Genomic DNA, 24,360 nt, shown 5'->3' on the forward strand with positions numbered 1-24,360 from the left:
GGTTCAACGCGCGGCGAGCTGCGGTTTCGCGCCGTCCCACAGCGCCCACTGCCCCTGCTTCACGACGAGATACACGGTACGTGCGCCCGCGACGCGGCGCGTCTGCGGATCGAAGCGCACCTTGCCGAAGATCACGCTCGGTACGTCGCTGATTTTTGCGAAACCGTCGTGCGCGGCCTGGCGCGTCGTGCCGTAGCGGCGCAGCACCTCGGCCGACAGGATCAGCGCGTCGTACGCACGCGCGACGAACGAATCGGGATCCGCATGGAATTTCGCGCGATAGCGCTGCACGAACGCCTGCACCTCGGGGCGCGGCTCGGCCGGGAAGAAGTTCGATTCGGTATAGACGCCGTCGACGGCCGCGCCGCCCAGCTCGAGGAATTTCGGCGAGTACACCGAACCGACTGCGGCGATCGGCAGCGTGACACCGGACGTGCGCGCCTGCCGCACGATCTGCGCGCCGTCCGCGTAGTACGAGATCAGCACGATCGAATCGGGCTTCGATGCGCCGATCCGCACGAGCGTCGAGCGGAAATCCTTCTCCGTCGGCTGATACCCTTCGGCCGCGACGACCTGCGCGCCGAGCCCGGCCACCGCCTTCGCGAAGATGTCCTTGCTGGTGCGGCCCCAGTCGGTGTTCAGGTACAGCACCGCGATCCGCTTGAAGCCGAGCTCCTTCACCGCGTAGCGTGCGAGCAGCGGCTGCTCCTCGGCCTGGCTCAGCGCGGTGCTCCACAGATAGTCGCCGCCCTTCGTGAAGTCCGGATGCGAGTTCGTGAAGCCGAACTGGATCAGTTGCCCGCGCTGGTAGATCGGCGACGCGGCCATCGACGTCGCGCTGGAGAAGTCGCCCAGCTCGATCGCGATGCGCGGATCGGCGACGAACTTCTGCGCGATCGCCACCGCCTGGCGCGGGTCGCTGCGGCTGTCCTGGAAGTCGACTGCCAGCGGACGGCCATGAATGCCGCCGCTGCCGTTGATCTCGTCGAGCGCGAGATCGAAGCCGCGTTTCCATTGTTCGCCGTACTGCGCATCCTGCCCCGTGAGCGGACCGCTCACGCCGATCACCACCGGCTCGCCCGACACGCCCGCCGCGAGCGCGCCGCCCGTCGACAAACCCCATGCGGCAGCGAGCGCCGCCACCGTGCCCAGCACGCGCCGCCATGCACCGCGTGCGTCGTTCCCCGAAACGTTCATGCGTCCCCCAGCTTCAGTCAGTCGAAAAGAGTGAGGGCATGTAACCATCCGGTTCAGGACGATCCAACGAAGTTTTGCGCATATCGATATCGTGCGCGGCGCGAAGGGGTGGGGGCTCGCGAACGCTCGCCTGCACGCCCTGCATCGCGCGATATGTCAGCTTGGATCGCATCACGTTGATTCGATTGGCGTTTCGTTCAGGTCACCCGTCGCAACCGACGTACACGCACGCACCACCGGGCATCGCGACGATCGAGCGCTTCGAAGTTTTCGCGCTGTCGATAGCAAAAATCATTATATGAATCGCGCATGCTCACACTTCTACAATGCGCAAATTGCATCATCGGAAGGTGTCATGGAGCTGCATCAACTCGAAGCCTTTTCCGCGGTCATGTCGGCCGGCAGCGTGACCGGCGCGGGCGAACTGCTCGGCCGCTCGCAGCCGGCCGTCACGCGACAGATCCAGGAGCTCGAAGCCGATCTCGGCTATGCGCTGTTCGACCGGCACGGCCCGCGCGTCACGCCGACGCGGCGCGCGTTCCTGCTCTACGAGGAAGTCGAGCGCTCGCTGGTCGGCCTGCGTGCGATCGAAGCGCGCGCCCGGGCGCTCGGCGCTGAAACCGCCGAACCCGTCCGCATCGCGGCAACCCCTTCGCTCGCGGCCACGCTCGTGCCGGCCGCGCTCGCCGCGCTGCCCGACGGCGCGCAGGCACCGCACTACCAGTTGCGCAGCGAATCGGCCGAGCATGTCGTGCACGAGGTGCTGGCCGGCACGGCCGATGTCGGCGTCGTCACGCTGCCGATGGCGCATGCGGGGCTCGACGTGCACTGGATCGCGCAGACGCCGTGCGTCGCCGTGCTGCCCGCCGGCGACCCGCTCGCGGCGCAGCCGCGCATCGCGCTGCGCGATCTCGCACGCCGCCGCATCGTGACGGTCGCGAACCGGCACCGGCTGCGCCAGCGGATCGATGCGGCATTCGCGGCCGCGCGGGTCGACGCACGCGTCTTCATCGAAACCAATGCGTCGCTGAATGCGGTCATGGCCGCGCGTGCAGGCATCGGGGTCGGCATCGTCGATCCGGCGACGGGCGTGGCACTGCCGGTGGACGGCGTCGTCGCACGCCCGCTCGACGTCGACATCCCGTTCGCGTTCGGCGTCGCGACGCCGGCCGGCAAGGCACGCACGTCCGCCGTCGATGCGCTGCTCGACGCGCTGCACCGTACGACGCGCACCTTGCTCGGCGACGTGACCTTTCACGAAGCCGCCGCGCACGACGCCCTGCTGCGCGGCGACCGGCTGCGCGCCGAGCGCGCGCCGCGTGGTGCGGCCCGCACGACGCGTGCGCGCCGTACACGCCCGGAGGCCGCATGACGACACCGCACGATGCACTCCACGCACTCGAAGCCCGGCTCGCGCAGGACCTGCGCTGGCTCGACCTGCCCGCGCCGTCGTGGGTGCCGCCGCGTGAGGCCGACGGCACACGCGTGCTCGACGTCGCGATCGTCGGCGGCGGCATGGCCGGGCTCGCGGCCTCCGCCGAACTGCGCCTGCTCGGCATCGACAACCAGTGCGTGATCGACCGCGCGCCGGCCGGCTACGAAGGGCCGTGGGTCACGTTCGCGCGAATGGACACGCTGCGCTCGCCGAAGCAGCTCGCGGGCCCCGCGCTCGGGCTGCCCGCGCTGACGTTCCGCGCCTGGTTCGAAGCGCAATACGGCCGCGACGCGTGGGATGCGCTCTACAAGATTCCGCGCGCGCAATGGATGGATTACCTGCGCTGGTACCGGCGCGTGCTCGACCTGCAGGTGCGCAACGACACCACGCTCGTCGCGCTGCGTCCGCGCGACGACGGCCTGCTCGCGCTCGATGTGCGCGGCAACGGCGAAGCGCAGACGCTGCTCGCGCGGCACGTGGTACTCGCCACCGGCCGCGACGGGCTCGGCGGCCCGTACGTACCGCCCGTCGCGCAACGCGCGCCGCGCACGCGCTGGGCCCATTCGTCCGAACCGATCGATTTCGCGGCGCTCGCGGGCAAGCGCATCGGCGTGGTCGGCGCGGGCGCGTCCGCATTCGACAATGCGGGCACCGCGCTCGAAGCCGGCGCCGCACGCGTCGACCTGTTCTTCCGCCGCACGGACATTCCGCGCATCAACAAGCTGACGGGTATCGGCAGCCCGGGCCTCGTGCACGGCTACGCCGATCTCGACGACGCGACGAAATGGCGCTTCATGCACTACGCGCTGACGTCGCAGACACCTCCGCCGCGCGACAGCGTGCTGCGTGTGTCGCGTCACGAGCATGCGCATTTTCATGCGGGCAGCCCGATCGAGACGCTCGCGGAACACGCAGGCGGACTCGACGTGACGACGCCGCGCGGACGCTACACGGTCGACTTCCTGATCTTCGCGACCGGCTTTCATTCGGACTGGACGACACGCGCGGAATTCGCGTCGTTCGGCGCGCAGGTGCGACGCTGGAAGGATCGCTATCGACCGGAGCCGGGCACGTGGATCGACGAACTCGCCGAGTCGCCCGATCTCGGCCCCGCGTTCGCATTCCAGGAGCGCGCGCCCGGCACGTGCGCGGCCATTACGCGGATCCACTGCTTCAACCATGCGGCGAGCCTGAGCCACGGCAAGCTGTCCGGCGACATCCCGGCCATCAGTGCTGGCGCGAAGCGGCTCGCGCGCGGGATTGCGAGCCGACTGTTCGACGCGGACCGCGATCGCCACTACGACGCGCTCGTCGCGTACGCGAACGCCGAACTGCAAGGCGACGAATGGCGCGACGCCGACGCGTGAGCGCACGTCCATCGATCACACTGACGACGAAGGGAACCCGAAACGATGACTGAATCCATCACGCCGGCCGCTGCGCCGGACACGATCGACGCGGTAGCCGGGCTGCACGACGGCGATGCGGTCGCCGCGCTGCGCCGCGCACGCGACAAGGTGCTGCTTCATACGCGGCTGAGCGAAGCTGCGCTGTTCGATCCCGCGCTGCCCGATCTTTCGTTGATCGAAAGACTGCACGCGGCACGGTATGTCGCTCACAAATCGAATGCGCACACATTGGCCGGCACTTATCACGCACGACTGATCGACGCAGGCGGCACGCTCGACGATATCGCACGTGCAGACGCCGATGCATTCGACGCACTGCCGCGCCGCACCGGCGCAATCCTGGCGCATGCACGCCTGCTGACGCGCTCGCCCGTCGACGCACGCCCGTCCGATCTCGACGCGCTGAAGTCGGCCGGACTCACGACGCCCGCGATCGTCGCACTGTCGCAGCTCGTTGCGTTCGTCGCATATCAGTTGCGCGTCGCCGTTGCCGCGCAAGCGCTGCAGGCACGTACCGCCAGGGAGGCCGCATGACGACGACCGCCCACGGCTTCACGTCCGACACGCTCGGCTGGCGTGCGTGGCTCGACACCGTTTCGCTCGACGCCGCGACGCCGGATCAGCTTGCCGTGCTCGAAGCGAGCCACCCGCAAGCGAAGACGTCCGACTATTACCTGCTGCTCGTCCATCTTCCCGAGATCCTGCGGCAACGTTCGGGCGTATTCAACGCGATCATGTACGGCCCGGGTGGACTGTCGCGTGCGGAGCGCGAACTGGCCAGCACGGCCGTGTCGCGCGTGAACGGCTGCGTGTACTGCGCGTCCGTGCATGCGCAGCGCTTCACGCAGCTCGCGAAACGCACCGACGCGATCGAGCAGGTATTCGACGATCCAGGGACGGCCGGCACGACGGCGCGTGAACGCGCGATCATCCGCTATGCGATCGCGCTGACGGAGCGGCCCGATACGGTCGACGCGCGCGACATCGCCGCGCTGGAAGCCGAAGGGCTGACACATGAGGAGATTCTCGACCTGTCGCACGCGGTCGCGATCTTCGCGTGGGCGAACCGGTTGATGCTGACGCTAGGCGAACCGGTGTTTCCGGAGCCGGCGGCCGGCGCCTGACCACATGGCGGCACCTGCACCTTGACAGGTGGCCGCCCCGATCGCGGTGCGGCACCCCGCGCCAATGTGCGTCATCGACGACGCGTGTGGCGGGCGCTCCGCATTCGCGTCAAAACAGGCCCGGAATCAGCCGGTACCGCACCTTCTCCTTGTACGCGCGATAGTCCGCGTCTTCCGACAACACGCGTTCCTCCAGGCAGATGCGCCCGATCTGCAGCAGCATCCAGATGGTGATCATGAATACATTTCGGGGACTGAAGTTGGCGAGTACGAAACCGATTTCGGACAACAAGTAGGCGGCATAGATCGGGTGACGCACGAACCGGTATGCGCCGACCGAAACGACGCCGCGATTGGCGGGCAGCAGACCGAACGAACGCCCCAGTGACAGCTTCGCGAACAGCTGAAACGCAATCCCGCACAATTGCAGGCTTCCGCCGGCCCACTGGGGAATCAGTTGTGTACTGGCGTCCAGTTGATAGGTGAGGTAGTAGAACGTGCCCCCAAGGGAAAAGCACACCGCAACGGGATGCCAGTCGCGCCGCTTCGGCAATTTCGCAAATGCCGACAATCCGACGGTCAAGGCCGAGGAGACCAGCAGCAAGATCAACGTGATCCGGCCTGGATTCTGGCGCCATGCCATGTAGGTCAGATAGGCAAATACGCCCAGCACGGTCACCGACGACACGCGAGCGCCAAGCTCAATCAGATTGATCGGCTCCGACTCCCCTTCCGCAACTGCAGCATGCGGCATCAGGGCACTTTGCGCACATTCTCCCCGCCCCCCTGCATCCTGTATGGCCTGTTTCATCTTATCGCCCCGTCATTTATTACGGCTTTTTATATTGCCGTTTCAGATTAGCATGCTCACCCTATTGAAGCAGACCAAAGTTCTGACTTTGTGACGTTGATTGGTGTAAGTCCCGAGAACACGGACAAAAGGAAAACTGGCAGGGTTGAATGTCGCAGTTGCGGGACAATGCGCAGCGCGTTTCACGCTCTGGGGGACGAAATAACATCCGCCCTCCGGAAATGACTGGCTTGTATTCCGAATGAATTGGGGCCGGGTCAACATCAGGCACGCGACGGCTGTGATCGCAACGGCACAACGACGCCCGGCCGGCCGTAGACTTCGCACCAGCCCCCTCTTTTGCACGGCCGCCGCTGCTTCGCAGGGAGGCCCGCGTCACGCCTTGTGCGTCGACAGCAGAATACTCGTCTCGGTATTCGCGATCCCGTCGATCAGCCGGATCGCGCCGAGCACGCGATCGAAGTGCTCGAGCGAATCGGCATGCAGCTCGGCGACGAGATCCCAGCGCCCGTTGGTGCTGTGGATCGACGCGACGTTCGGATGCCCGCGCAGCACCTTCACTACTTCCGCGCCGCGATTGCCCTGCACGGCGATCGACATCAGCGCGCGGATCCGGTGCCGTTCCGCCGCCGGCTTCAGCCGCACCGTATAGCCGACGATCACGCCGTTCTTCTCCAGCCGCGTCAGCCGGTTCTGCACGGTCGCGCGCGCGACGCGCAATTCCTTCGCCAGCGCGACGACGGGCAGTCGCGCGTTGTCGCGCAGCAGGGCGATGAGCTGCCGGTCGACGTCGTCGAGCGTGATCATGAGCGGAGCTTCCTGTTGAACGTATCCCGGCCGCCAGCGTGCCGGAGACTGCACATTCCGACCAGCGAAACTTGGTCAAATTGCCAGATTCGGCCATCATTTTGACAAGTCTATCGATAAATCTGCCACTTTTGCCGTCTTTTTGTTGGCTCGACTCGCGGAAATAATGACTCTATCGACCGGCGGGACAGGCCGCGCCGCCGCTTTCCGGGAAGCCGGGACCGGCGCCGAAGCCCCGCCCGGTCGACCAGAACGCCAGGGACACCCGTACCGGCGCTGAGCATATGGAGACAGACGCATGACCCGCTTCCTCGACGTTCCCGCCACCGCCCGACTGATCGCCAAAACCGGCGTCACGACGTTCCTCCGCGAGCTCGTCGACACGCTGCGCGCCGATTACCTGCACTGGGCCGATTTCGACAAATCACCGCGTGTCGCGTGCCACTCGCGCGACGGCGTGATCGAACTGATGCCCGTCGCGAACGCGTCGCTGTTCGCGTTCAAGTATGTGAACGGCCACCCCGTCAACGCCGCGCGCGGGATGCACACGGTGATGGCGTTCGGCGCGCTCGCCGAAGTCGATACCGGCTACCCGCTGCTGCTCGCCGAACTCACGCTGACCACCGCGCTGCGCACGGCCGCCACGTCGGTGCTCGCCGCGCAGGCCCTCGCACGCCCCGACGCGCGCACGATGGCGCTGATCGGCAACGGCGCGCAGAGCGAATTCCAGGCGATCGCGTTCCACACGCTGCTCGGCATCGAAGAAATCCGCGTGTTCGACGTCGATCCGCACGCGACCGACAAGCTCGTGCAGAACCTCGCCGCGTACCCGGCGCTGCGCGTCGTGCGCGCCGCGTCGACCGCCGATGCCGTGCGCGGCGCCGACATCGTGACGACCGTCACCGCCGACAAGGCGTACGCGACGATCGTCACCGCCGACATGATCGAGCCCGGCATGCACCTGAACGCCGTGGGCGGCGATTGCCCGGGCAAGACCGAACTCGAAGCGGGCGTGCTGCATGCGGGCCGCGTGTTCGTCGAATTCGAGCCGCAGTCGCGCATCGAGGGCGAGATCCAGCAGATGCCGGCCGATTTCCCCGTCACCGAGCTGTGGCGCGTGCTGCAAGGCGAGACGACCGGCCGCGAACGCGCGGACGAAGTCACGGTGTTCGACTCGGTCGGCTTCGCGCTCGAGGATTACTCGGCGCTGCGCTACCTGTATGCGCTCGCGCAGCAGCACAACGCAGGCGTCGAGATCGCGCTGATTCCGCCGGCCGTCGACCCGAAGAACCTGTTCGCGCTGATCGACGACCCAGCTGCGATCGCGCAGGGTCACGCGGCGTACGTGACCGAAGCCGTCGCCGCGTTCGCGCGCTGACCGTCATCCCCGGGCGGCCCGTGCGCCGCCCGGCCCCTTGCCTTTCGCTCCTGCCTTCCATGAATCTCGTATCGATCCAGGCGCCGGCCGCCGTCGTGATGATCCGGCCGCACCGCTTCCTGCCGAACCCGCAGACCGCGGCTGACAACGCTTTCCAGCGCACGTCCGGCGGCGCCGCGAACGACACGTCGTCGGTGTCGGCCGCCGCGCGCGACGAAGTCACCGCGGCTGCGCAGACGCTCGCCGACGCCGGCGTGCGCGTGCACGTGTTCGACGACCACGGCGAGCGCGACACGCCCGACTCGGTGTTCCCGAACAACTGGTTCTCGACGCACCCCGGCGGCCATGTCGCGCTGTTTCCGATGTATAGCGCGAACCGCCGCCGTGAGCGGCGCGCGGACGTGATCGAGATGCTGAAAGCCGAGTACCGCGTGCAGGACGTGATCGACTATTCGGGCCTCGAATACGACGACGTGTTCCTCGAAGGCACCGGTGCGATGGTGCTCGACCACGTCGCACGAATCGCGTACACCGCGCGTTCGCGCCGCGCCGATCCGGTCGCGCTCGAACGCTTCTGCACGAACTTCAATTTCGAGCCGATCTGCTTCGATACGGCCGATGCCGACGGGCGGCCGATCTATCACACGAACGTGATGATGAGTGTCGCGACCGAGTTCGCGATGGTCGGCCTCGACTTCATCGCCGGCAGCCGCCGTCGTGAAGAAATCGCGCAACGGCTGGCCGAAACGGGGCGCACGGTGATCGCGCTCGATGCATCGCAGATCGCGAATTTCGCGGGCAATACGCTGGAATTGTCGGGCAAGGAAGGGCGGGTGCTCGCGCTGTCGCGGCGTGCGTACGACTGCCTCACGCCGGTGCAGCGCGCGACGATCGAACGTTCCGCACGGCTGCTGCCGCTCGACGTGCCGACGATCGAACTGGCCGGCGGATCGGTGCGCTGCATGCTCGCGGGGATTCATCTCGCGCGGCGTTCGACAGCGCGCGATGCATCGGAAATCGAATCGGTGGAACGGCAGCGCGAAGCGGTGTCGCATGCCTGAAGGAAACGGCCGTCACGTTACGCACTGACTGATGCAACCGGATGCTTCGTCCTGCGAGTGAGGTCGAAGCATCCGTTTCGTGACTGAACGTCACCCCGCCAGCAGTTTCAACCCCGCCGGCAGCGTTTCGCCGAACACGCGCACCGTGTCGGCTTCGTCGAACGCGATTGCCTCGCGCACCATGTCGATCCACGCCGTCGACGCGTTCGCGGCCGACAGACGCTTGATCACGGCCTCACGTGTGTCGTCCGGCAGGTCGCGCGAACGGTCGCCGGTCATCCGCGCAATCTGCGCTGCCGCGAATGCGGCCGGCTCGACCTGTTTCCAGTCGAGCGCGAACAGTGCATCGAGCCAGCCATAGACGACTTCCGCCGGCACGACACTGTGCGCGCTGCCGTAGAACGGCCGGCGCGCACCGATGCGACCAAGCGCCCACGCACACAGCGCACGCTCGCCCGGCTTCTGCAATTGCGCAATCAGCCGCTCGGCCAGCTCGACCTTGCGCTCGACGGGCAGCCGTTCGAGCGACGCGGACAGCCGCGTCATGTCGGCCGGCCCGACCTTGCCCGGATCGAACGGCAGCTTGCGTCGTTTGTCGTCGGTCGGTTCGAGGAATGCGATCGCGTCGCGCACCTGCGTCTGCGCATCGTCGTCGAGGCCGCCTGCCACACGCCGCCACAACGTCCACCACTCGGACCACACCTGGCCGTCGGTCACGTATTGAATCCCGTCGTCGAACAGCGGCCACAGCTGCTCGATGCGCCACGCATCGAGCGGATGGCCGAAGCCCGGACGCAGGCAATAGCCGGCGAGGTTCAGCCACGCACGTTCGTGATCGGCCGAGCGCCGCCGCCGCCGTGCGCGCGCGAGCAACGCATCGAACAGTTCGCGCGCGAGCGCGACGTCCCACGCTTCACGCGCACCGAGCACCTGTTCGAGCTGCGCGCGGAGCCGGCGCGTGTCTTTCGGCGTGACGCCGGCGGCCTTGCTGCCGAACGAGCGCTCGATCAGTTCGATCGCCTGGTCGAGACGCGGATGCCGCGCGAGTGCAGCGTCGTCGCCCTGCGCGGGCGCATCGCCGCGCAGCTGGAATTCGAGCCGCCAGCGGCGCGCCGCATCGTCGGTCGCAATGCAATGCATTTCAAGCGTGCCGACCTCGGTCAGCGACGCGGTGAGCTTCACCGGCGTTTCGCGCGCATCGCCGCCCGCTTTCGCGTCGACGACCGTCGCGATCGGCGGCAGCCGCACGAAATCGCCGCCGTCGAGATCGACGAGATCGCCGGGCCGGTACGCGGTGTCAGCCACCGTCGACACGAGGTGGAAACGCACCGGCTGCCCGAGTTGCAGCGCGAACGTGCGATCGTCGAGCCGGATCTCGTGGCCCTCTTCCGCACCGCGCGGCAGCAGGCAGACGCCGCGCGCCGCCGCTCCTTCGGCACCGTCGTCGAGCACGAGGAAATAGCTGCGCGCGGAACCGCCGCCGATGCGCGGCGCATGCCCGGCACGCGCGAGCCCGTAGGCCACCGCGCCGCGCGCGACCGCGACGTCCGGATGTGCGTTGTGCAGCACGTCGAGCGGCGTGCCGCGCCACGCGCCGAGCGTCTGCGCGAGACGGCCGGCGAGCGCGCCCGCGCGGAACACGCCGCCGTTGAGCAGCAGCGTGTCGGGCAGCGGGCCTTCGGCATGACGATTCAAAAACGCGGCGACGTGCCGCGTGACGGCCGCATCGCTCGCATACGGCAGCCCGAATTCGACGATCGCGGCGCGCGCACGGCGCGGCAACTCGCCGGCTTCGACCAGCGGGAAGAAACCGTCGACGACGATCTGCTCGACTTCCTGCCGCGTCAGCTCGGCCGAACGCGCGCCGCCGACGAGCTTGCTGCCCGCGCCGAGCAGCGTGACGTTGACGGATTCGGGGGCGTCGTTGCCGAGCAGCCGCTCCTTCGCGACGCGGCAACGCTCGACGAGCTGCGACAGGCTCGCGGCGGACAGTCGCGTGCCCGGCTCGGTCAGCCGCGATTCGATCAGGCGCGCGAGCGCGAGGTCCATGTTGTCGCCGCCGAGCATCAGGTGGTTGCCGACCCCGACCCGCGTGAACGTCGGCTCGCCGTCGTCGCCCGGCGCGACATCGACGAGCGTGAGGTCGGTCGTGCCGCCGCCGACGTCGCAGATCAGCACGCGCCGCGCGGCGGCGAACGTGTCGCGCAGCGTGTCGCGCTGCCCGTACAGCCAGTCGTAGAACGCGGCTTGCGGCTCTTCCAGCAGCCGCAGCGCGGGCAGCTTCGCGCGCCGTGCGGCCTCGACCGTCAATGCGCGCGCGCCGTCGTCGAACGACGCGGGCACCGTCAGGATCACGTCCTGCTTCGCGAGCGGTGCATCGGGAAAACGGGCGTCCCACGCGTCGCGCACGTGCGCGAGATAGCTCGCGCTCGCGTCGACCGGCGACACCTTGTCGACGCCGTCGGCCGCGCCCCACGGCAGGATCGCCGCGAGCCGGTCGACCGACGCGTGCGACAGCCAGCTCTTCGCGCTCGTCACGAGCCGGCCCGGCACCTGCGCGCCGAGCGTGCGCGCGTAGCGGCCGATCACGGCCGGCGTCGCATCGGCCGCATTTGCTTTCGCAGGGGCCGCCCACGGCAGCCGCAGCGTGTCCGGCGGCAGCTCGCCCGCCGCCGGGTGATAGCGCACCGACGGCAGCAGCGGCTGCGCGGCCACCGCGCCGGGGCCGACCAGTTGCTCGACGTCGAACACGCGGATCGCGTCGGAACCGGCCTCGACGTATGCGACGACCGTATTGCTCGTGCCGAGGTCGATCCCGACCGTATAGCGCTTCATCGCGCTCAGGCGGCGCCGCGCACGTCGAACTCGACCTTCCAGCGCTCGTTCGTGCCGCTCGGGATCGCCTCGAGTTCGAGCGTGCCGGCTTCGGTCACGCGCGCATGCAGCTTCACCGGTACGACCTCACCGACCGTGCGCCCTTCGGCGGGCAGCGTCGCCTGGATTTCTTCCAGTTCCTGCAGCTCTTCCGCCGACCAGTAGTCGAGCAGCGTGCCGACCTGATCCTGGCGGCGCACCGACGAACCGAAGAAGCGGAACTGCACCGGTTCGCCGACGACGAGGCCGAACTCCTGCGGCGGCAGCGCCGCGTCCGAGCCTTCCTCCATCCCGAACGGCGCGACGCACAGCGCCTGCACCGGCGGTTCGAGCCCCGGCACCGCGGGCATCGCCGATTCGATCGCGACGTAGTACGCACGCGCCGTGCCGCCGCGAATGCGCACGCCACGGCCGCGCTTCACGTAGCCGTAGTACGCCGCGCCGCGTGCGACCGCGAGATCGAGATCCGCGCCTTCGAGCAGGCGCGCGGGCGGCGCACCTTCGGCGGCGAGCCAGCTGTTGAGCGTATCGAGCACGCGCTGCGTGAGCAGCGCCGACTTGAACACGCCGCCGTTGAACAGCACGGCCGTCGGATGCAGGAACGTCGCGCCCTGCGGCAGCGTGCGCTGCACGCCTTCGAGCGAGTCGAGCGCCGCGACCTGGCGGCCGAGGAACGCCGCGAGATGGCGCGTGATGCCCGCGTCCTGCGCATACGGCAGGCCGAGCTGCGTCAGGCCGACACGCGCGCGGCTCACCGGGCGCGCGGCTACGTCCACCTGCGGGAAGAAGCCTTCGAGAATCGTCTGCGTGAGTTCCGCGCGCGTGAGCTCCGTGCGGATCGACCCGCCGATCAGCTTCGAGCCACGGCTCGGCACGACGAGCGGCACCGCGTCGGTCGTCGGGTCGGACAGCAGCGTTTCCTTCGCGGAACGGCACGCGTACGTGAGCGCGCGCAGTTGCCACGGATCGGCCTGCGTGCCCTGCTGCGCGAGCTTGCGCGCCACGATATGCGCAAGCGCGAGGTCCATGTTGTCGCCGCCGAGCAGGATGTGCTCGCCGACTGCCACGCGATGCAGTTCGAGATTGCCTTCGCGCTCGACCACCGCGATCAGCGACAGGTCGGTCGTGCCGCCGCCGACGTCGACGCACAGGATCAGGTCGCCGACCTGCACCTGCTTACGCCAGCCGCCCTGGCTCTTCTGGATCCAGCTGTACAGCGCGGCCTGCGGCTCTTCGAGCAGCGTCATCCGCGAGTAGCCGGCGGCGCGAGCGGCCTCGGCCGTCAGTTCGCGTGCGGCCGGGTCGAACGACGCGGGGATCGTGACCGTCACGTCCTGGTCCGCGAACGGCGCGTCGGGATGCCTGTGGTCCCATGCTTCGCGCAGGTGCGTCAGGTAGCGGATCGAGCTTTCCAGCGGCGACACGCGCGACACTTCCGGCGGCGCATCGCTCGGCAGGATCGCCGCGCGGCGATCGACGCCCGGGTGGCACAGCCAGCTCTTCGCGCTCGACACGAGGCGGATCGGCGTGCCGGCGCCGCGCGTGCGGGCCATTTCGCCGACCGCGAACGCGCGCGAGGCCGTCCACGGCAGCGTCAGGTCGCCTTGCGTGAGTTCGCTTTCATGCGGCAGGTAGAGGAACGACGGCAGCAGGTCGCGCGACTCCAGCGCGCCGGGCGCGGTGAGCTGCGCGATCGGCAGCACCTGCTGCGTGATGGTTTCGCCGTCGCTCGCGGCGCTGTCGACATACGACAGCGCGCAGTGGGTCGTACCGAGATCGATACCGATCGAATAGCGCGGATCGCTCACAGTTCCACCTCCGCCGGTGCGACGACCGAGGCGTCGTGGCTGCCCGTCAGCTTCGGCAGGCGCACGTCGGCCACCCGCCAGCCGCGATGGCTGACGGTGCCCGTGAACGGCGCGGCGCCGACCACGTTGCCCGTCACGCGCACGGCCGTTGCGTCGAAGCCGGCCAGCAGCGTCACGCGGCTGCCTTCGGCTTCGTCGCGCACCGGCACGATCGTGAAGTGTTCGCGCAGCGCGGCACGGCAGCCGTCGTGCACGAGGCGCGCGGCTGCGCCGATCTCGGCGTCCGCGTAGCCGGCGATGTCTTCCTCGACGAAGTCGATGAAGCGCGCATCGCGCTGCAGCAGGCCGAGCAGTTGCAGTGCGGCCTGCGGGCTCGCTTCGCGCAACTCGGGTGCCGGCGCGACCGGTGCCGGGGCGCCATCGCGCACGCGCAGCACGCCGGCCGCGAACTCGCGGTTGCCGAGCACGGAGAAAAACGTGCCGACGGCCAGCGACAGCCGGCCGAAGAAGGACAGGTTGGATTCGGGCATGGGGTCTGGACTCCTGTGGGCTCGCGACATGGCGAGCGATCTTGCCTGGGCGCCCGGCGGCGGCGTGCGGATTGCGCACTGCCGCCGCCCGGCGCGTGATTCGGTCGCGCCCTCGCGGGTGCGGAAAACCCGTATTTTGCCCTGTGGCGGGCGAACCGGGCAGAAGTTGGGGGACAGAACATCGCGGCGCAGCGTTTTGGGCCGAGCCGGAGGGCGCGTCAAGCGCGACCGGCCGCGATGCTGCGGCGCGTCAGCGCGGCTTGCGCCGCTTCGCGTGCTTCGCTTCGAAATCGCGCGACAGCATGCCGAGCGTGACTTCGCCGAAGCGTGCCAGCAGCGTCGTCTCGGCCTCCTTCAGCGTGGCCGACAGGTGCGCATTGACGGCCTGCTCGACCAGGCATTCGGCCTCGTCGTCGGTCACGAGATCGGAGAACAGCGGCGGCTCGCCCACCGCGCGATAGACGTCGAGCAGCGTGATGTCGTCGAGCGCGACGCTCAGCACCCAGCCGCCGCCATGCCCCTTCTCCGACTGCACGTAGCCACGGTCGCGCAAGCCGCCAAGCAGGCGCCGCACGACGACCGGGTTCGTGCACAGCATCGTCGCGATCGCTTCGGACGTCATCGGGCCGTCGACCTGGTCCATGTGGATCAGCGCATGCAGCATGCGCGACAAGCGACTGTCGGTTCTCACGAGCGGTGCTCCCCTCTCTCGAAACTTTTGAAGTTGCGTGAATGATACCATCGCCCTATCATGCAACTTCTCGTGTTTCATGAGTTGAGTGGATCGCCACCGGGACACATCCGTCATTCGCGCAGGTTCAGGAAAGGAGTGGGTGCATGCAAGACCATCATGAAGTGATCGTGATCGGCGGCAGCTTTGCCGGGCTGTCGGCCGCGATGCAGCTTGCACGGGCGCGCCGCCGCGTGCTCGTGATCGACGCCGGCCAGCCGCGCAACCGCTTTGCCGCGCACGCGCACGGCTTTTTCGGGCAGGACGGCAAGCCGCCCGCGCAGATCGTCGACGAAGCTGCCGCGCAGCTCGCCGCATATCCGACCGTGCAGCGAATCGCAGGCGACGTGCGCACGGCCGAGCGCGATGCGGACGGCCGCTTCCACGTGACGCTGGCCGACGGCAGCCGTGCGAGTGCCGACCGGTTGATCCTCGCGACCGGTATCCGTGACGAGTTGCCCGCGCTGCCGGGGCTTGCGGAACGCTGGGGTGTCAACGTGCTGCACTGCCCGTATTGTCATGGGTACGAGGTGAGTGGCCAGCGGCTCGGCGTGCTGGCCTCGCATCCGCTGTCCGTGCATCAGGCGATCCTGATTCCGGACTGGGGCCCGACGACGTGGTTCACGCAGGGCCAGGCCGAAGCGAACGAAGAAGAGGCCGCACTGCTCGCCGCGCGCGGCGTGCGTATCGAGCGCTCGCCGGTCGTGGAAATTCTCGGCGATGCGCCGCGGATCGATGCGTTGCGGCTCGCCGACGGGCAGATCGTGCCGATCGATGCGCTGTTCGTCGGCGCGCGCACGGTAATGGCGAGCGATCTCGCGCAGCAGCTCGGCTGCGCGTTCGACGACGGGCCGCTCGGCCCGGTCGTGCGCGTCGATGCATTGAAGCAGACGAGCGTCGCCGGCGTATTCGCAGCCGGCGACGCGTCGACACCGATGACCAATGCGACGTTCGCATCGGCGTCGGGCGTGATGGCCGGAGTTGCCGCGCACCGGTCGCTGATCTGGGGGCTGCACGCGTAAGCGGGCGGGCAGCCGCATGTCACGCGATCAGGACTTCGCGATGCCTTCGAGCATGTGACGCGCGTCGTTGATCAGCACGCTGAAATCGACCGTATCCGGCGCGGTCTCGACGCCGGTGATCACCGCTGTAATCACAGCCTTCGACCCGTTGTGATACGGATACACCTGCGTGACGTACGTCATGTCGCGGCCGTGCAGCGTCGACACGAAGTAGCTGCTGTAGATCTTGCCCGTCACGGGGTCTGCCCAGCCCTGCCGCGCTGTCATCGGCCGCGCGAGACGCATGAAGTTCGCGGTCACCGATTCGGAGTTGTACGGCGAATCGACCTCGAAGCGATAGACGATCTGCAACGAGGTCAGTTGCGTGCGCAGGTCGGCATCGTTGAAGTTCGGCACCGGGAACTTGCCGATCAGCCCCTGCTGATAGGCATTGCGCGTCATGGGCTGAAACGCGACCTGATAGCCCTTCGGCGATTCCTGCACGTTGAAGTTGACGTCGTACTTCACGCCCGAACCGGCGACGCCGTTGTCCGTGCGGGCATGCACGACGAACGAACCGGGCGTCAGGTTCTCGAACCGGAGCCGGTAATACTGCGCGTTCGCGATGACCTGCACGCTGCGGCTGTCGTAGCCGACGTCGCGGACAATGACCGTCGAATACGGCGCGACCTTGCGCGGCTGGATGCCGGCATCGTTCGGGATCTTCAGGACGATCGGCTTCAGGATCGACACGTCGGTCCGACCGGCGTCGGACGTCAAGGCCCCCATGATCCCCTGGCCAGCCTGCTGCAGCGGATTCGTCGTGCCGCATGCGGCAAGCGAAGTGGCTGCGACGACGATTGCGATGCGGCCGGCCAAGTGGCGGGAAAAGACTGGCTTCATAAGATGAGACGCTCCATTTTTGTCGTTGGAATATGTCGCGGCCCTCGGCAACACGCTCCGTGCTGGTCCGGACACGGAGCGCAAAGGGCCGGACCTCGTCTCTATATCGGCGCGACGCGACTATTCTTTAAGCCCGTGGCCAGCACCATCGAGCCCATTCACGCCACGCGCGGCGCGGCGTCCACCGCCGGCTGCGCGTCGGCTTCCGTGCTGCATTCCTCGAGCGAAATCCGTCGCGTTTCGCGCCCGTTGATCCACCACAGGCCGGCCGCGAGCGGCCCCGGCAACGCGAGCACGAGCAACACGATCAGCGCAGCCGACGGCGAGCCCGACATCGCATAGACGTTCGTCAGCATCAGCGGCGCGACCACCGCGCCGAGCCGGCCGATCGCGACCGACACGCCGAGCCCCGTCGCGCGAATCCGCGTCGGCAGGATCTCGGACGACACGACATAGCCCGAGATGTACGCCCACGTGACGCCGAACTGGATCAGGCAGTAGCCGAGCACCATGCCGGGCAGCGCATGCATCGCGTAGATGAACACGATCGCCGCGACTGTGAACGTGTAGCTCACGAACAGCGACGCGCGTCGCCCCCATGCCTCGACCAGCACAGCCGCGACGATGCCGCCCGCAAGCGCCGCCGCGTTGCCGATCATGTAGTAGAGCGGCATGTCCGTCGACGCTACCTTCATGTACGGCAGGATCACGAGCGCCATCAGCGACAGCACGCCGTACACGACGGCCGCCTGCGAGAAGTTCAGCGCCCCGGCGAGTGCGCAGCGCGCGCGATAGGCGCCGAACAGCTCGCCGACGTTGCGCCAGAACGCGGGCGCCTGGTGCGCGTAGCGGGTCGGCGCATAGCGCTTCGTCAACAGGGCGCGATCGGCCTGGGCCAGCGGATCGCGCGCCGCGCTCGCGACGACCTGCTCGACGATCGCGTCGGCTTCCGCTACGCGCCCCTGCTGAATCAGCCAGCGCGGCGACTCCGGAATCACCCGGCGAATCCAGAAGAACACCAGCGCCATCGTCGTGCCGAGGCCGAAGCCCACGCGCCACGCCCACTCGGCCGGCAACTGGTTCAACACGAGATACGACACGGCCGCCGACAGCAGCGCGCCGACCGGAAAGCCCGACAGGATCAGCGCGTCGGTGCGGCCGCGATGGCGCTTCGGAATGAATTCGCCCATCGTCGCGGTGACCGCCGAATATTCGCCGCCGACGGCCAGCGCCGTCATCGCGCGGAAGAACAGGAACGACTCGTAGTTCCATGACAGCACGGTCGCGACGCTGAAGAACGCGTACCAGAGCAGCGTCGCGAGAAACAGGCGCTTGCGGCCGTAGCGGTCGGCGAGATAGCCGAACGCGATCGCGCCGACCAGCATCCCGAACACCCAGATGCTGACCGCGAGCGAGCCCTGCGCGGCACTCAGGTGCCAGTGCGACTTGAGCACGCCGAATACGCTGCCGATGATGTTGGTTTCGAACGAGTCGAGCGCCCAGCCGACGCCGAGCGCGACCAGCATCAGCGTGTGGAAGCGCGTCCACGGCAGGTTGTCGAGACGCGCGAGCGCGTCCGTTTCGATCGGGTGAGACGGTTTCATGATGAGTGGCTCCTCGTCAGTGAAGCGCCCGTTCGGGCTGCTCCGGGCTGAAGTCCAGATGCGGAAAGCGCGCGCGCGTGCCGATGAAGTTGCGGCCGCGTGCGCCGTCGAATGCGTGATCCACGATCCGCGCCCATTCGTGTGCGTCGATCCCGTACGCGGCCGGGTGGCTCGCGACACCGAGCGTGTCGAGCAGCGCCTCGAGCTGCGCGGGCGCGGATGCGGTGTCGCCGAAGATCTCGCGCAGCGCGGCGTCGCATGCGTCGTCGACGCCGAGCGCCGCCCGCATCACCGCCGGCAGGCAGAACGAGCACGCGATCCCGTGCGCGACGCCGCGCGTCAACGTGATCGCATACGAGATGTTGTGTGCGAGCGCCGTGTGCGTATTCGAAAACGCGAGCCCCGCGCGCAGCGCACCGAGCGCCATGTCGCTGCGTGCGTCGAGATCGTCGGGATGCGCATTCACGCGGCCAAGTCCGCCGATCAGCTCGCGCGCCGCCTGCACCGCGAGGCCGCGTGTGACGGGGTTCGCATGGATGTTCCAGATGCTTTCGAGCGCGTGCGACAGCGCGTCGAGGCCGCTCGCGAGCGTCGGCTGCATCGGCAGGCCGACCATCAGGCGCGGATCGACGATCACCGTTTCCGGATAGAGGTCAGGCCGCGACAGCGACAGCTTGCGCGCGTTGTGCGGATCCCAGACGGTCGCCCAGTGCGTCACTTCGCTGCCGGTGCCGGCCGTGGTCGGGATCGCGACGATCGGCAGCGCGAGTCGCACCGCGTCGCCGCGATCAGCGCAGGCATCGCCCGACAGGATGCGCAGCACGCGCTCGAAGTCGCCGTGCTCGGCGGCGAGCACTTTCGCCGAATCGATCACCGAGCCGCCGCCGAGGGCGATCAGCACGTCCGGCTTGCCGGGCAGCGCGGCGAGTTGATCGCATGCGCGCCGCAGCATCGGCACCGACGGGTTCGCTTCGACGCAGTCGATCCGCGTGAGCGCCGGCCCGAGCTGCGCTTCGAGCCGGTCGGCGAGCCGCGCGAACACCGCATCGGGATACGTGACGATCGCGTAGCTGCGGCCGGCGAGCGCGTCGCTCGCGCCGGCCAGCGCATCGACGCCGAAGCGGATGCGCACGGGATTGTGGAAGCGCCAGCCGCTCATGCCGCGGCTCCCGCGAGCGTCGCACCATCATCAGTATGACGAATCATGTCATGGGGTAACGGATCATCGAAATTCATGCTCGCACCTGGATCGAATGGGGTTGAGCATCAGGTTAGGCATCCGCGATGACGCGTTCGTGATCGAAAATCCCGGTTATCGGCTATGGATCGACCGAAATTTTCGATGGGTCGCGCCGTGGGCCGGCGCGCGACCGGGCGCCGTCATGCATCGAGCGGCCGGCACCGCGCGACCGCATCGAAAAACGACGCGACCAGCCGGCTTTCGCGCCGCTCGCTCAGGCAGCACACGTGGATATGGGTCACGACCGGATCGCCGTCTATCCGCAACGGCCGCAGTCGCGCATCCGGCACGTATTCGGCCTTCGACACCGTGCCGACGCCGAGCCCGCGCGCGACGGCCTCGCGCAGCGCCTCGCGGCTGCCGATGTCCATCGCGATACGCGGCGTCAGGCCGGCGGCCTCCATCGCGTCTTCGAGCGCGCGGCGTGTCGTCGAACCCGGTTCGCGCATCAGCAGCGGCTCGCCGGCCAGTTCATGCAGCGCGATCGCGTCGCGCTTCGCGAACGGATGCGTCGTCCGCACGAACGCGATCACCGGAAAACTCGCATAGCGCTGCGTGAAGTAGCGCGCGTCCTCGAACGCGCGGGCCACCACGCCGACGTCGCACACGTACTGGTCGAGATCGCGCAGCACGGTTTCCGAATTGCCGAGCGCGACCGACAGGTGCATGTGCGGATGCAGCGCGTGATACGCCTCGATCATCTCCGTCACATGGAACGGGCCGACCGCGCCGATCTTCAGCGAACCGCGCTGCAACGCGCCGCTGTCGCGCAGCAGCGCGGCGGCGTCGGTCTCGTCGCTGCAGATGCGGCGCGCGATCGGCAGGAATTCGAGACCGACCGCCGACAGTTCGACGCGCCGCCCGCGCCGGTGAAACAGCTCGACGCCGTGTTCCTGTTCGAGGGTCTGGATCTGCGACGTGATCGTCGTCTGGCTGGTGGACAGCACGCGGGCGGCCGCGGTGAAGCCGCCATGCTGGACGACGGCGATGAAGCTGCGAAGCTGGGTCAGGGTCATGAGGGGCAGGCGATCGATCGGGAATTTCGTGCCGAATGCCGGAAAGCATCGGGAAACCCAATGTATCGGGCGAATGTGACACGCGCGTTCCCGCCGCCTCGATGGCTGCGACGCGTGATCTGCGGTTTAATGCCCGGCATCATCAGCATTAAGAGACATGAAATGCTCGACCTCGATGACCTTCGACTCGTCCGCGCGATCGGTACGTCGCGCTCGCTGGCTTCGGCCGCGCGGCTGCTCGATCTCACGCCGCCCGCGGTCACGATTCGCCTGCAACGGATGGAAGCGCGATTGAACGCACGGCTCGCCGTGCGGCAGCCGAAAGGGATCGCGTTGACCGACGAAGGGCAACGGCTGTACCAGGAAGCCGTCGACATCCTCGAGCGCGTGGAAGCGCTGCCGGTCAGCATTTCAGGCGACCACGGCGACGTGCGGGGCACGCTGCGCGTCGTCGCCCCGCTCGGCTTCGGCCGCAAGTACGTCGCGCGGATCGTGCGCGACGTGCAACGTGCGCATCCGAAGCTCGACATCGCGCTCCACCTGTCGGAGAGCCCGTTGACCAGCGCGTCGGGGGCCGACGTGGTCGTTCACGTTGGCAGCCTCAAGTCGTCGTCGTGGATCGGGTATCCGCTCGCGCCCAACGAGCGCTTTCTGTGCGCGAGCCCGGCCTACGCACGTCGCATCAAGGAACTGAACCATCCGTCCGACCTGGCCCGCTACGACTGCCTGTGCCTGCGCGAGAACGACGAGGACATCCCGCGCTGGCGCTTCTCGCAAGGCGGCGACGTCAAGGGCGAACAGCGCCGCTCCGCCGTGATCCGCGTCACCGGCGCGCTGTCCTCGAACGACGGTACCGTCATCACGGAATGGGCGCTGGCCGGTCTCGGGATCGTCGAGCGCTCCGAGTGGGACGTCGCGCCGCTGCTGGCGAACGGCAAGCTCGTCCGGTTGCTGCCCGACTGGCACCTGCCGGCCGCGCCGGTGACCGCGCTGCTGCCGTCGCGCACCGGCCGTTCCGCGCGGCAACGGGTGTTTCTCGAAGCCGCGACGCGGTTTCTCAGCCCGCCGCCGTGGCGCGGCGACGCATGAGCCGTGCCACAGTCCACGCGATCCGGCTGATTAAACTGTGCTTAATACCGAATTAGCGATGCGTTAAACACGCGACGCATCGACGGCCCTACAGTGTTCGCATCGGCAATACTCCAAGGCAACGCATCGTGGACCTTCAAACCCTCAACACCCCGGCCGCCCTGATCGACGTGGGCCGCATGCGTCACAACATCGGCCGCATGCAGGCGCATCTGGACGCGCTCGGCGTCAGGTTCCGGCCGCACGTCAAGACCACCAAATGCACGCAGGTCGTCGATGCCCAGCTCGCGGCAGGCGCGCAGGGCATCACGGTGTCGACGCTCAAGGAAGCCGAACAGTTTTTCGCGCACGGGATCCGGGACATCGTCTACGCGGTCGGCATGGTGCCCGCGAAGCTGGGTCAGGCGCTCGCGCTGCGCCGGCAGGGTTGCGACCTGAAGCTGGTCGCCGACAGCCTGCCGGCCGCGCACGCGATCGCCGAATTCGGGCGCGCGCACGGCGAGCGCTTCGACGTGTGGATCGAGGTCGACGTCGACGGCCACCGCTCGGGGATTCCGCCCGACGCCGACCTGCTGATCGACGTGGGCCGCGCACTGTTCGACGGCGGGATGATGCTCGGCGGAGTGCTGGCGCACGCGGGCTCCAGCTATGAATACGACACACCCGAAGCACTGGCGGCGATTGCCGAGCAGGAACGCAGCCGCACACTGCGGGCGGCGGAGCGCCTCCGGGCCGCCGGGCTGCCCTGCCCGGTCGTGAGCATCGGCTCGACACCCACCGCCCTCGCGGCGGAACACCTCGAAGGCGTCACCGAGGTGCGCGCCGGCGTCTACGTGATGTTCGACCTCGTGATGCACAACATCGGCGTGTGCGGCCTGTCCGACATCGCGCTGTCGGTGCTGACCACCGTCATCGGGCACCAGGAGGAGAAAGGCTGGGCGATCGTCGACGCGGGCTGGATGGCGATGAGCCGCGACCGCGGCACGCAGCGCCAGGCGCACGACTTCGGCTACGGGCAGGTCTGCACCGAACACGGCGACGTGCTCGGCGACTACGTGATGAGCGCCGCCAACCAGGAGCACGGAATCGTGTCGCGCGCGGGCTCGCCCGACGCCGGCATCGCGCAACGGTTTCCGGTCGGCACCCGTCTGCGCATCCTGCCGAATCACGCGTGCGCCACCGGCGCGCAACATCCCGAGTATCAGGCGATCGCCGAAGACGGCGGCGCGCAGACGTGGCCGCGCTTCTACGGGTGGTGACCCCGACCACGTATCCGCGTCGCTCCATCGATTAATTGACCATTTATCCAAATCTGGACAAAATTTAAACCATCTCGATTCGCCTGGCGCCGCAAGCGCTTGCCTGAACATGCCGACAGACGCCCGACTCCTGCTTCTCGACCGCGATGCCGTCGCACCCGCCCTCCAGGCCGCGCAAGTGACGGCGGCGGTCCGCGAAGCCTTCGTGCTGCACAGTCAACGGGCCGGGCGCGTGTTCCCGGTAGTCCGCGAGAAACTGCACACCGGCGGCGTGTTCGGCATCAAGTCGGGCGATGTCGCGAATCAGGATCTGCTCGGTTTCAAGGCGGCCGGGTTCTGGCCCGGCAACCGCGGGCTCGGCGGCGAACCGCATCAGGCCACCGTCGCGCTGTTCGACCCGGCCACGGGCCGGCCGCTGTGCATCATGGACGGCAATGCGATCACCACCGCGCGAACCGGCGCCGCCGGCGGCCTCGGGCTGCAATTGCTCGCGCGTCGCGACAGCACGCGCCTCTGCGTGTTCGGCACGGGTGTGCAGGCGCGCGTCCAGCTCGACTATGCACTCGGGCTACTGCCGCAACCGTGCACGGTGCAGTACGTGAACGTCAGCGGCGAGCCCGACCCGGTGTTCGAATCAGCCTTCCGGGAACGATGCACGATCGCCGTGGCGCGCGACCGGAACGACGCGGTGGCCGTTAGCGACGTGGTCATCACGGCCACGCCTGGCGGCGGCCCGCTGTTCGACGCCGATGCGGTTCAGCCGGGCACCCACCTGACCTGCGTGGGCACCGATACCGCCGGCAAGCGCGAGCTTCCGGCAGGCGTGCTGGAACGCGCGCGCATCGTCGTGGACGATCACGACCAGGCCCGCAGCATCGGCGAGTGCCAGTGGGCGCCGGATTTGCCACGCACGGAAATCGGTGACATCCTCGCCGGAACCGCGACGGTCGACCGCGCGCCGCATGAGATCACCGTCTTCGACATGACCGGGCTCGCGCTGCAGGACCTGACCGTCGCTCGCTTCCTGTATCGGCAGGCCCTCGAAAACGGCACCGGAATCGCCATTCCGTGGCCCTGGTAAACG

The 24,360-nt window shown here is 68.1% G+C and carries 21 protein-coding genes; 10 read left to right on the plus strand and 11 right to left on the minus strand.

Annotation, left to right across the window (positions count from 1 at the left end; genetic code table 11):
* Positions 1 to 3: 3 nt before the first annotated feature.
* Positions 4 to 1,197, minus strand: coding sequence for an ABC transporter substrate-binding protein (locus BCEP18194_RS35425; protein WP_011356128.1), 1,194 nt, complete (start codon positions 1,195 to 1,197; stop codon positions 4 to 6).
* 355 nt (positions 1,198 to 1,552) lie between these two features.
* Here BCEP18194_RS35425 and BCEP18194_RS35430 point away from each other — a divergent pair, with 355 nt between their 5' ends.
* From BCEP18194_RS35430 to BCEP18194_RS35445, 4 genes are read left to right on the plus strand one after another with little or no spacing between them, the layout of a single operon-like run.
* Positions 1,553 to 2,569: a LysR family transcriptional regulator gene (locus BCEP18194_RS35430; protein ID WP_041493380.1), complete on the plus strand. Its 1,017-nt coding sequence runs from the start codon at positions 1,553 to 1,555 to the stop codon at positions 2,567 to 2,569.
* Positions 2,566 to 3,999 (plus strand): NAD(P)-binding domain-containing protein, encoded by a 1,434-nt coding sequence (locus BCEP18194_RS35435; RefSeq protein WP_011356130.1) that lies wholly within the window; start codon positions 2,566 to 2,568, stop codon positions 3,997 to 3,999. Before BCEP18194_RS35430 ends, BCEP18194_RS35435 begins: the two co-directional genes overlap by 4 nt.
* Positions 4,000 to 4,044: 45 nt before the next feature.
* Positions 4,045 to 4,575 (plus strand): CMD domain-containing protein, encoded by a 531-nt coding sequence (locus BCEP18194_RS35440; RefSeq protein WP_011356131.1) that lies wholly within the window; start codon positions 4,045 to 4,047, stop codon positions 4,573 to 4,575.
* On the plus strand, positions 4,572 to 5,165 hold the full coding sequence (locus tag BCEP18194_RS35445) for a peroxidase-related enzyme (protein ID WP_011356132.1): 594 nt from the start codon (positions 4,572 to 4,574) through the stop codon (positions 5,163 to 5,165). Before BCEP18194_RS35440 ends, BCEP18194_RS35445 begins: the two co-directional genes overlap by 4 nt.
* A 109-nt stretch (positions 5,166 to 5,274) precedes the next feature.
* On the opposite strand, the gene BCEP18194_RS35450 is transcribed toward BCEP18194_RS35445, so the two are convergent.
* Both BCEP18194_RS35450 and BCEP18194_RS35455 read right to left on the minus strand, forming a co-directional pair.
* Positions 5,275 to 5,919: a methyltransferase family protein gene (locus BCEP18194_RS35450; protein WP_041493381.1), complete on the minus strand. Its 645-nt coding sequence runs from the start codon at positions 5,917 to 5,919 to the stop codon at positions 5,275 to 5,277.
* Positions 5,920 to 6,351: 432 nt separating this feature from the next.
* Complete coding sequence (locus BCEP18194_RS35455) at positions 6,352 to 6,783, minus strand: Lrp/AsnC family transcriptional regulator (RefSeq protein WP_006479718.1); 432 nt, start codon at positions 6,781 to 6,783, stop codon at positions 6,352 to 6,354.
* Between the two features lie 298 nt (positions 6,784 to 7,081).
* Between BCEP18194_RS35455 and BCEP18194_RS35460 the strand changes: the two genes are divergently transcribed.
* Complete coding sequence (locus tag BCEP18194_RS35460; RefSeq protein ID WP_011356134.1) at positions 7,082 to 8,161, plus strand: ornithine cyclodeaminase; 1,080 nt, start codon at positions 7,082 to 7,084, stop codon at positions 8,159 to 8,161.
* Between the two features lie 59 nt (positions 8,162 to 8,220).
* Entirely contained in the window at positions 8,221 to 9,222 is a 1,002-nt protein-coding gene (gene ctlX, locus BCEP18194_RS35465) for a citrulline utilization hydrolase CtlX (protein WP_011356135.1), read from the plus strand.
* A gap of 90 nt (positions 9,223 to 9,312) precedes the next feature.
* Here the strand turns inward: ctlX and BCEP18194_RS35470 are convergent, their stop codons facing one another.
* From BCEP18194_RS35470 to BCEP18194_RS35485, 4 genes are all read right to left on the minus strand, one after another.
* Positions 9,313 to 12,057 carry an Hsp70 family protein gene (locus BCEP18194_RS35470; protein ID WP_011356136.1) on the minus strand — a complete coding sequence of 915 codons (2,745 nt, stop codon included), beginning with the start codon at positions 12,055 to 12,057 and terminating at the stop codon, positions 9,313 to 9,315.
* 5 nt (positions 12,058 to 12,062) lie between these two features.
* The gene (locus tag BCEP18194_RS35475) at positions 12,063 to 13,904 is read right to left on the minus strand and encodes an Hsp70 family protein (RefSeq protein ID WP_011356137.1); all 1,842 of its coding nucleotides are present in this window, start codon (positions 13,902 to 13,904) and stop codon (positions 12,063 to 12,065) included.
* Entirely contained in the window at positions 13,901 to 14,434 is a 534-nt protein-coding gene (locus BCEP18194_RS35480) for a DUF2760 domain-containing protein (RefSeq protein ID WP_011356138.1), read from the minus strand. The genes BCEP18194_RS35475 and BCEP18194_RS35480 overlap by 4 nt, the downstream gene beginning before the upstream one ends.
* A 250-nt stretch (positions 14,435 to 14,684) precedes the next feature.
* Positions 14,685 to 15,125: an Rrf2 family transcriptional regulator gene (locus BCEP18194_RS35485; RefSeq protein ID WP_041493382.1), complete on the minus strand. Its 441-nt coding sequence runs from the start codon at positions 15,123 to 15,125 to the stop codon at positions 14,685 to 14,687.
* Positions 15,126 to 15,271: 146 nt separating this feature from the next.
* Here BCEP18194_RS35485 and BCEP18194_RS35490 point away from each other — a divergent pair, with 146 nt between their 5' ends.
* On the plus strand, positions 15,272 to 16,186 hold the full coding sequence (locus BCEP18194_RS35490; protein WP_011356140.1) for an NAD(P)/FAD-dependent oxidoreductase: 915 nt from the start codon (positions 15,272 to 15,274) through the stop codon (positions 16,184 to 16,186).
* A 27-nt stretch (positions 16,187 to 16,213) separates the two neighbouring features.
* On the opposite strand, the gene BCEP18194_RS38885 is transcribed toward BCEP18194_RS35490, so the two are convergent.
* The 4 genes from BCEP18194_RS38885 to BCEP18194_RS35510 all read right to left on the minus strand — a co-directional run bounded on the left by BCEP18194_RS38885 (position 16,214) and on the right by BCEP18194_RS35510 (position 20,928).
* Complete coding sequence (locus tag BCEP18194_RS38885) at positions 16,214 to 17,068, minus strand: hypothetical protein (RefSeq protein ID WP_011356141.1); 855 nt, start codon at positions 17,066 to 17,068, stop codon at positions 16,214 to 16,216.
* Between the two features lie 158 nt (positions 17,069 to 17,226).
* Entirely contained in the window at positions 17,227 to 18,672 is a 1,446-nt protein-coding gene (locus BCEP18194_RS35500) for an MFS transporter (protein ID WP_011356142.1), read from the minus strand.
* A 16-nt stretch (positions 18,673 to 18,688) separates the two neighbouring features.
* Complete coding sequence (gene psrA / locus BCEP18194_RS35505) at positions 18,689 to 19,831, minus strand: iron-containing alcohol dehydrogenase PsrA (protein WP_011356143.1); 1,143 nt, start codon at positions 19,829 to 19,831, stop codon at positions 18,689 to 18,691.
* Positions 19,832 to 20,052: 221 nt separating this feature from the next.
* The gene (locus tag BCEP18194_RS35510) at positions 20,053 to 20,928 is read right to left on the minus strand and encodes a LysR substrate-binding domain-containing protein (protein ID WP_011356144.1); all 876 of its coding nucleotides are present in this window, start codon (positions 20,926 to 20,928) and stop codon (positions 20,053 to 20,055) included.
* 129 nt (positions 20,929 to 21,057) lie between these two features.
* Between BCEP18194_RS35510 and BCEP18194_RS35515 the strand changes: the two genes are divergently transcribed.
* The 3 genes from BCEP18194_RS35515 to BCEP18194_RS35525 all read left to right on the plus strand — a co-directional run bounded on the left by BCEP18194_RS35515 (position 21,058) and on the right by BCEP18194_RS35525 (position 24,357).
* Complete coding sequence (locus BCEP18194_RS35515; RefSeq protein WP_011356145.1) at positions 21,058 to 22,017, plus strand: LysR family transcriptional regulator; 960 nt, start codon at positions 21,058 to 21,060, stop codon at positions 22,015 to 22,017.
* Between the two features lie 128 nt (positions 22,018 to 22,145).
* Positions 22,146 to 23,276: a DSD1 family PLP-dependent enzyme gene (locus tag BCEP18194_RS35520; RefSeq protein ID WP_041493383.1), complete on the plus strand. Its 1,131-nt coding sequence runs from the start codon at positions 22,146 to 22,148 to the stop codon at positions 23,274 to 23,276.
* A 109-nt stretch (positions 23,277 to 23,385) separates the two neighbouring features.
* The gene (locus BCEP18194_RS35525) at positions 23,386 to 24,357 is read left to right on the plus strand and encodes an ornithine cyclodeaminase family protein (RefSeq protein ID WP_011356147.1); all 972 of its coding nucleotides are present in this window, start codon (positions 23,386 to 23,388) and stop codon (positions 24,355 to 24,357) included.
* Positions 24,358 to 24,360 lie beyond the last annotated feature (3 nt).

Source organism: Burkholderia lata, assembly GCF_000012945.1.
GTDB lineage: Bacteria > Pseudomonadota > Gammaproteobacteria > Burkholderiales > Burkholderiaceae > Burkholderia > Burkholderia lata.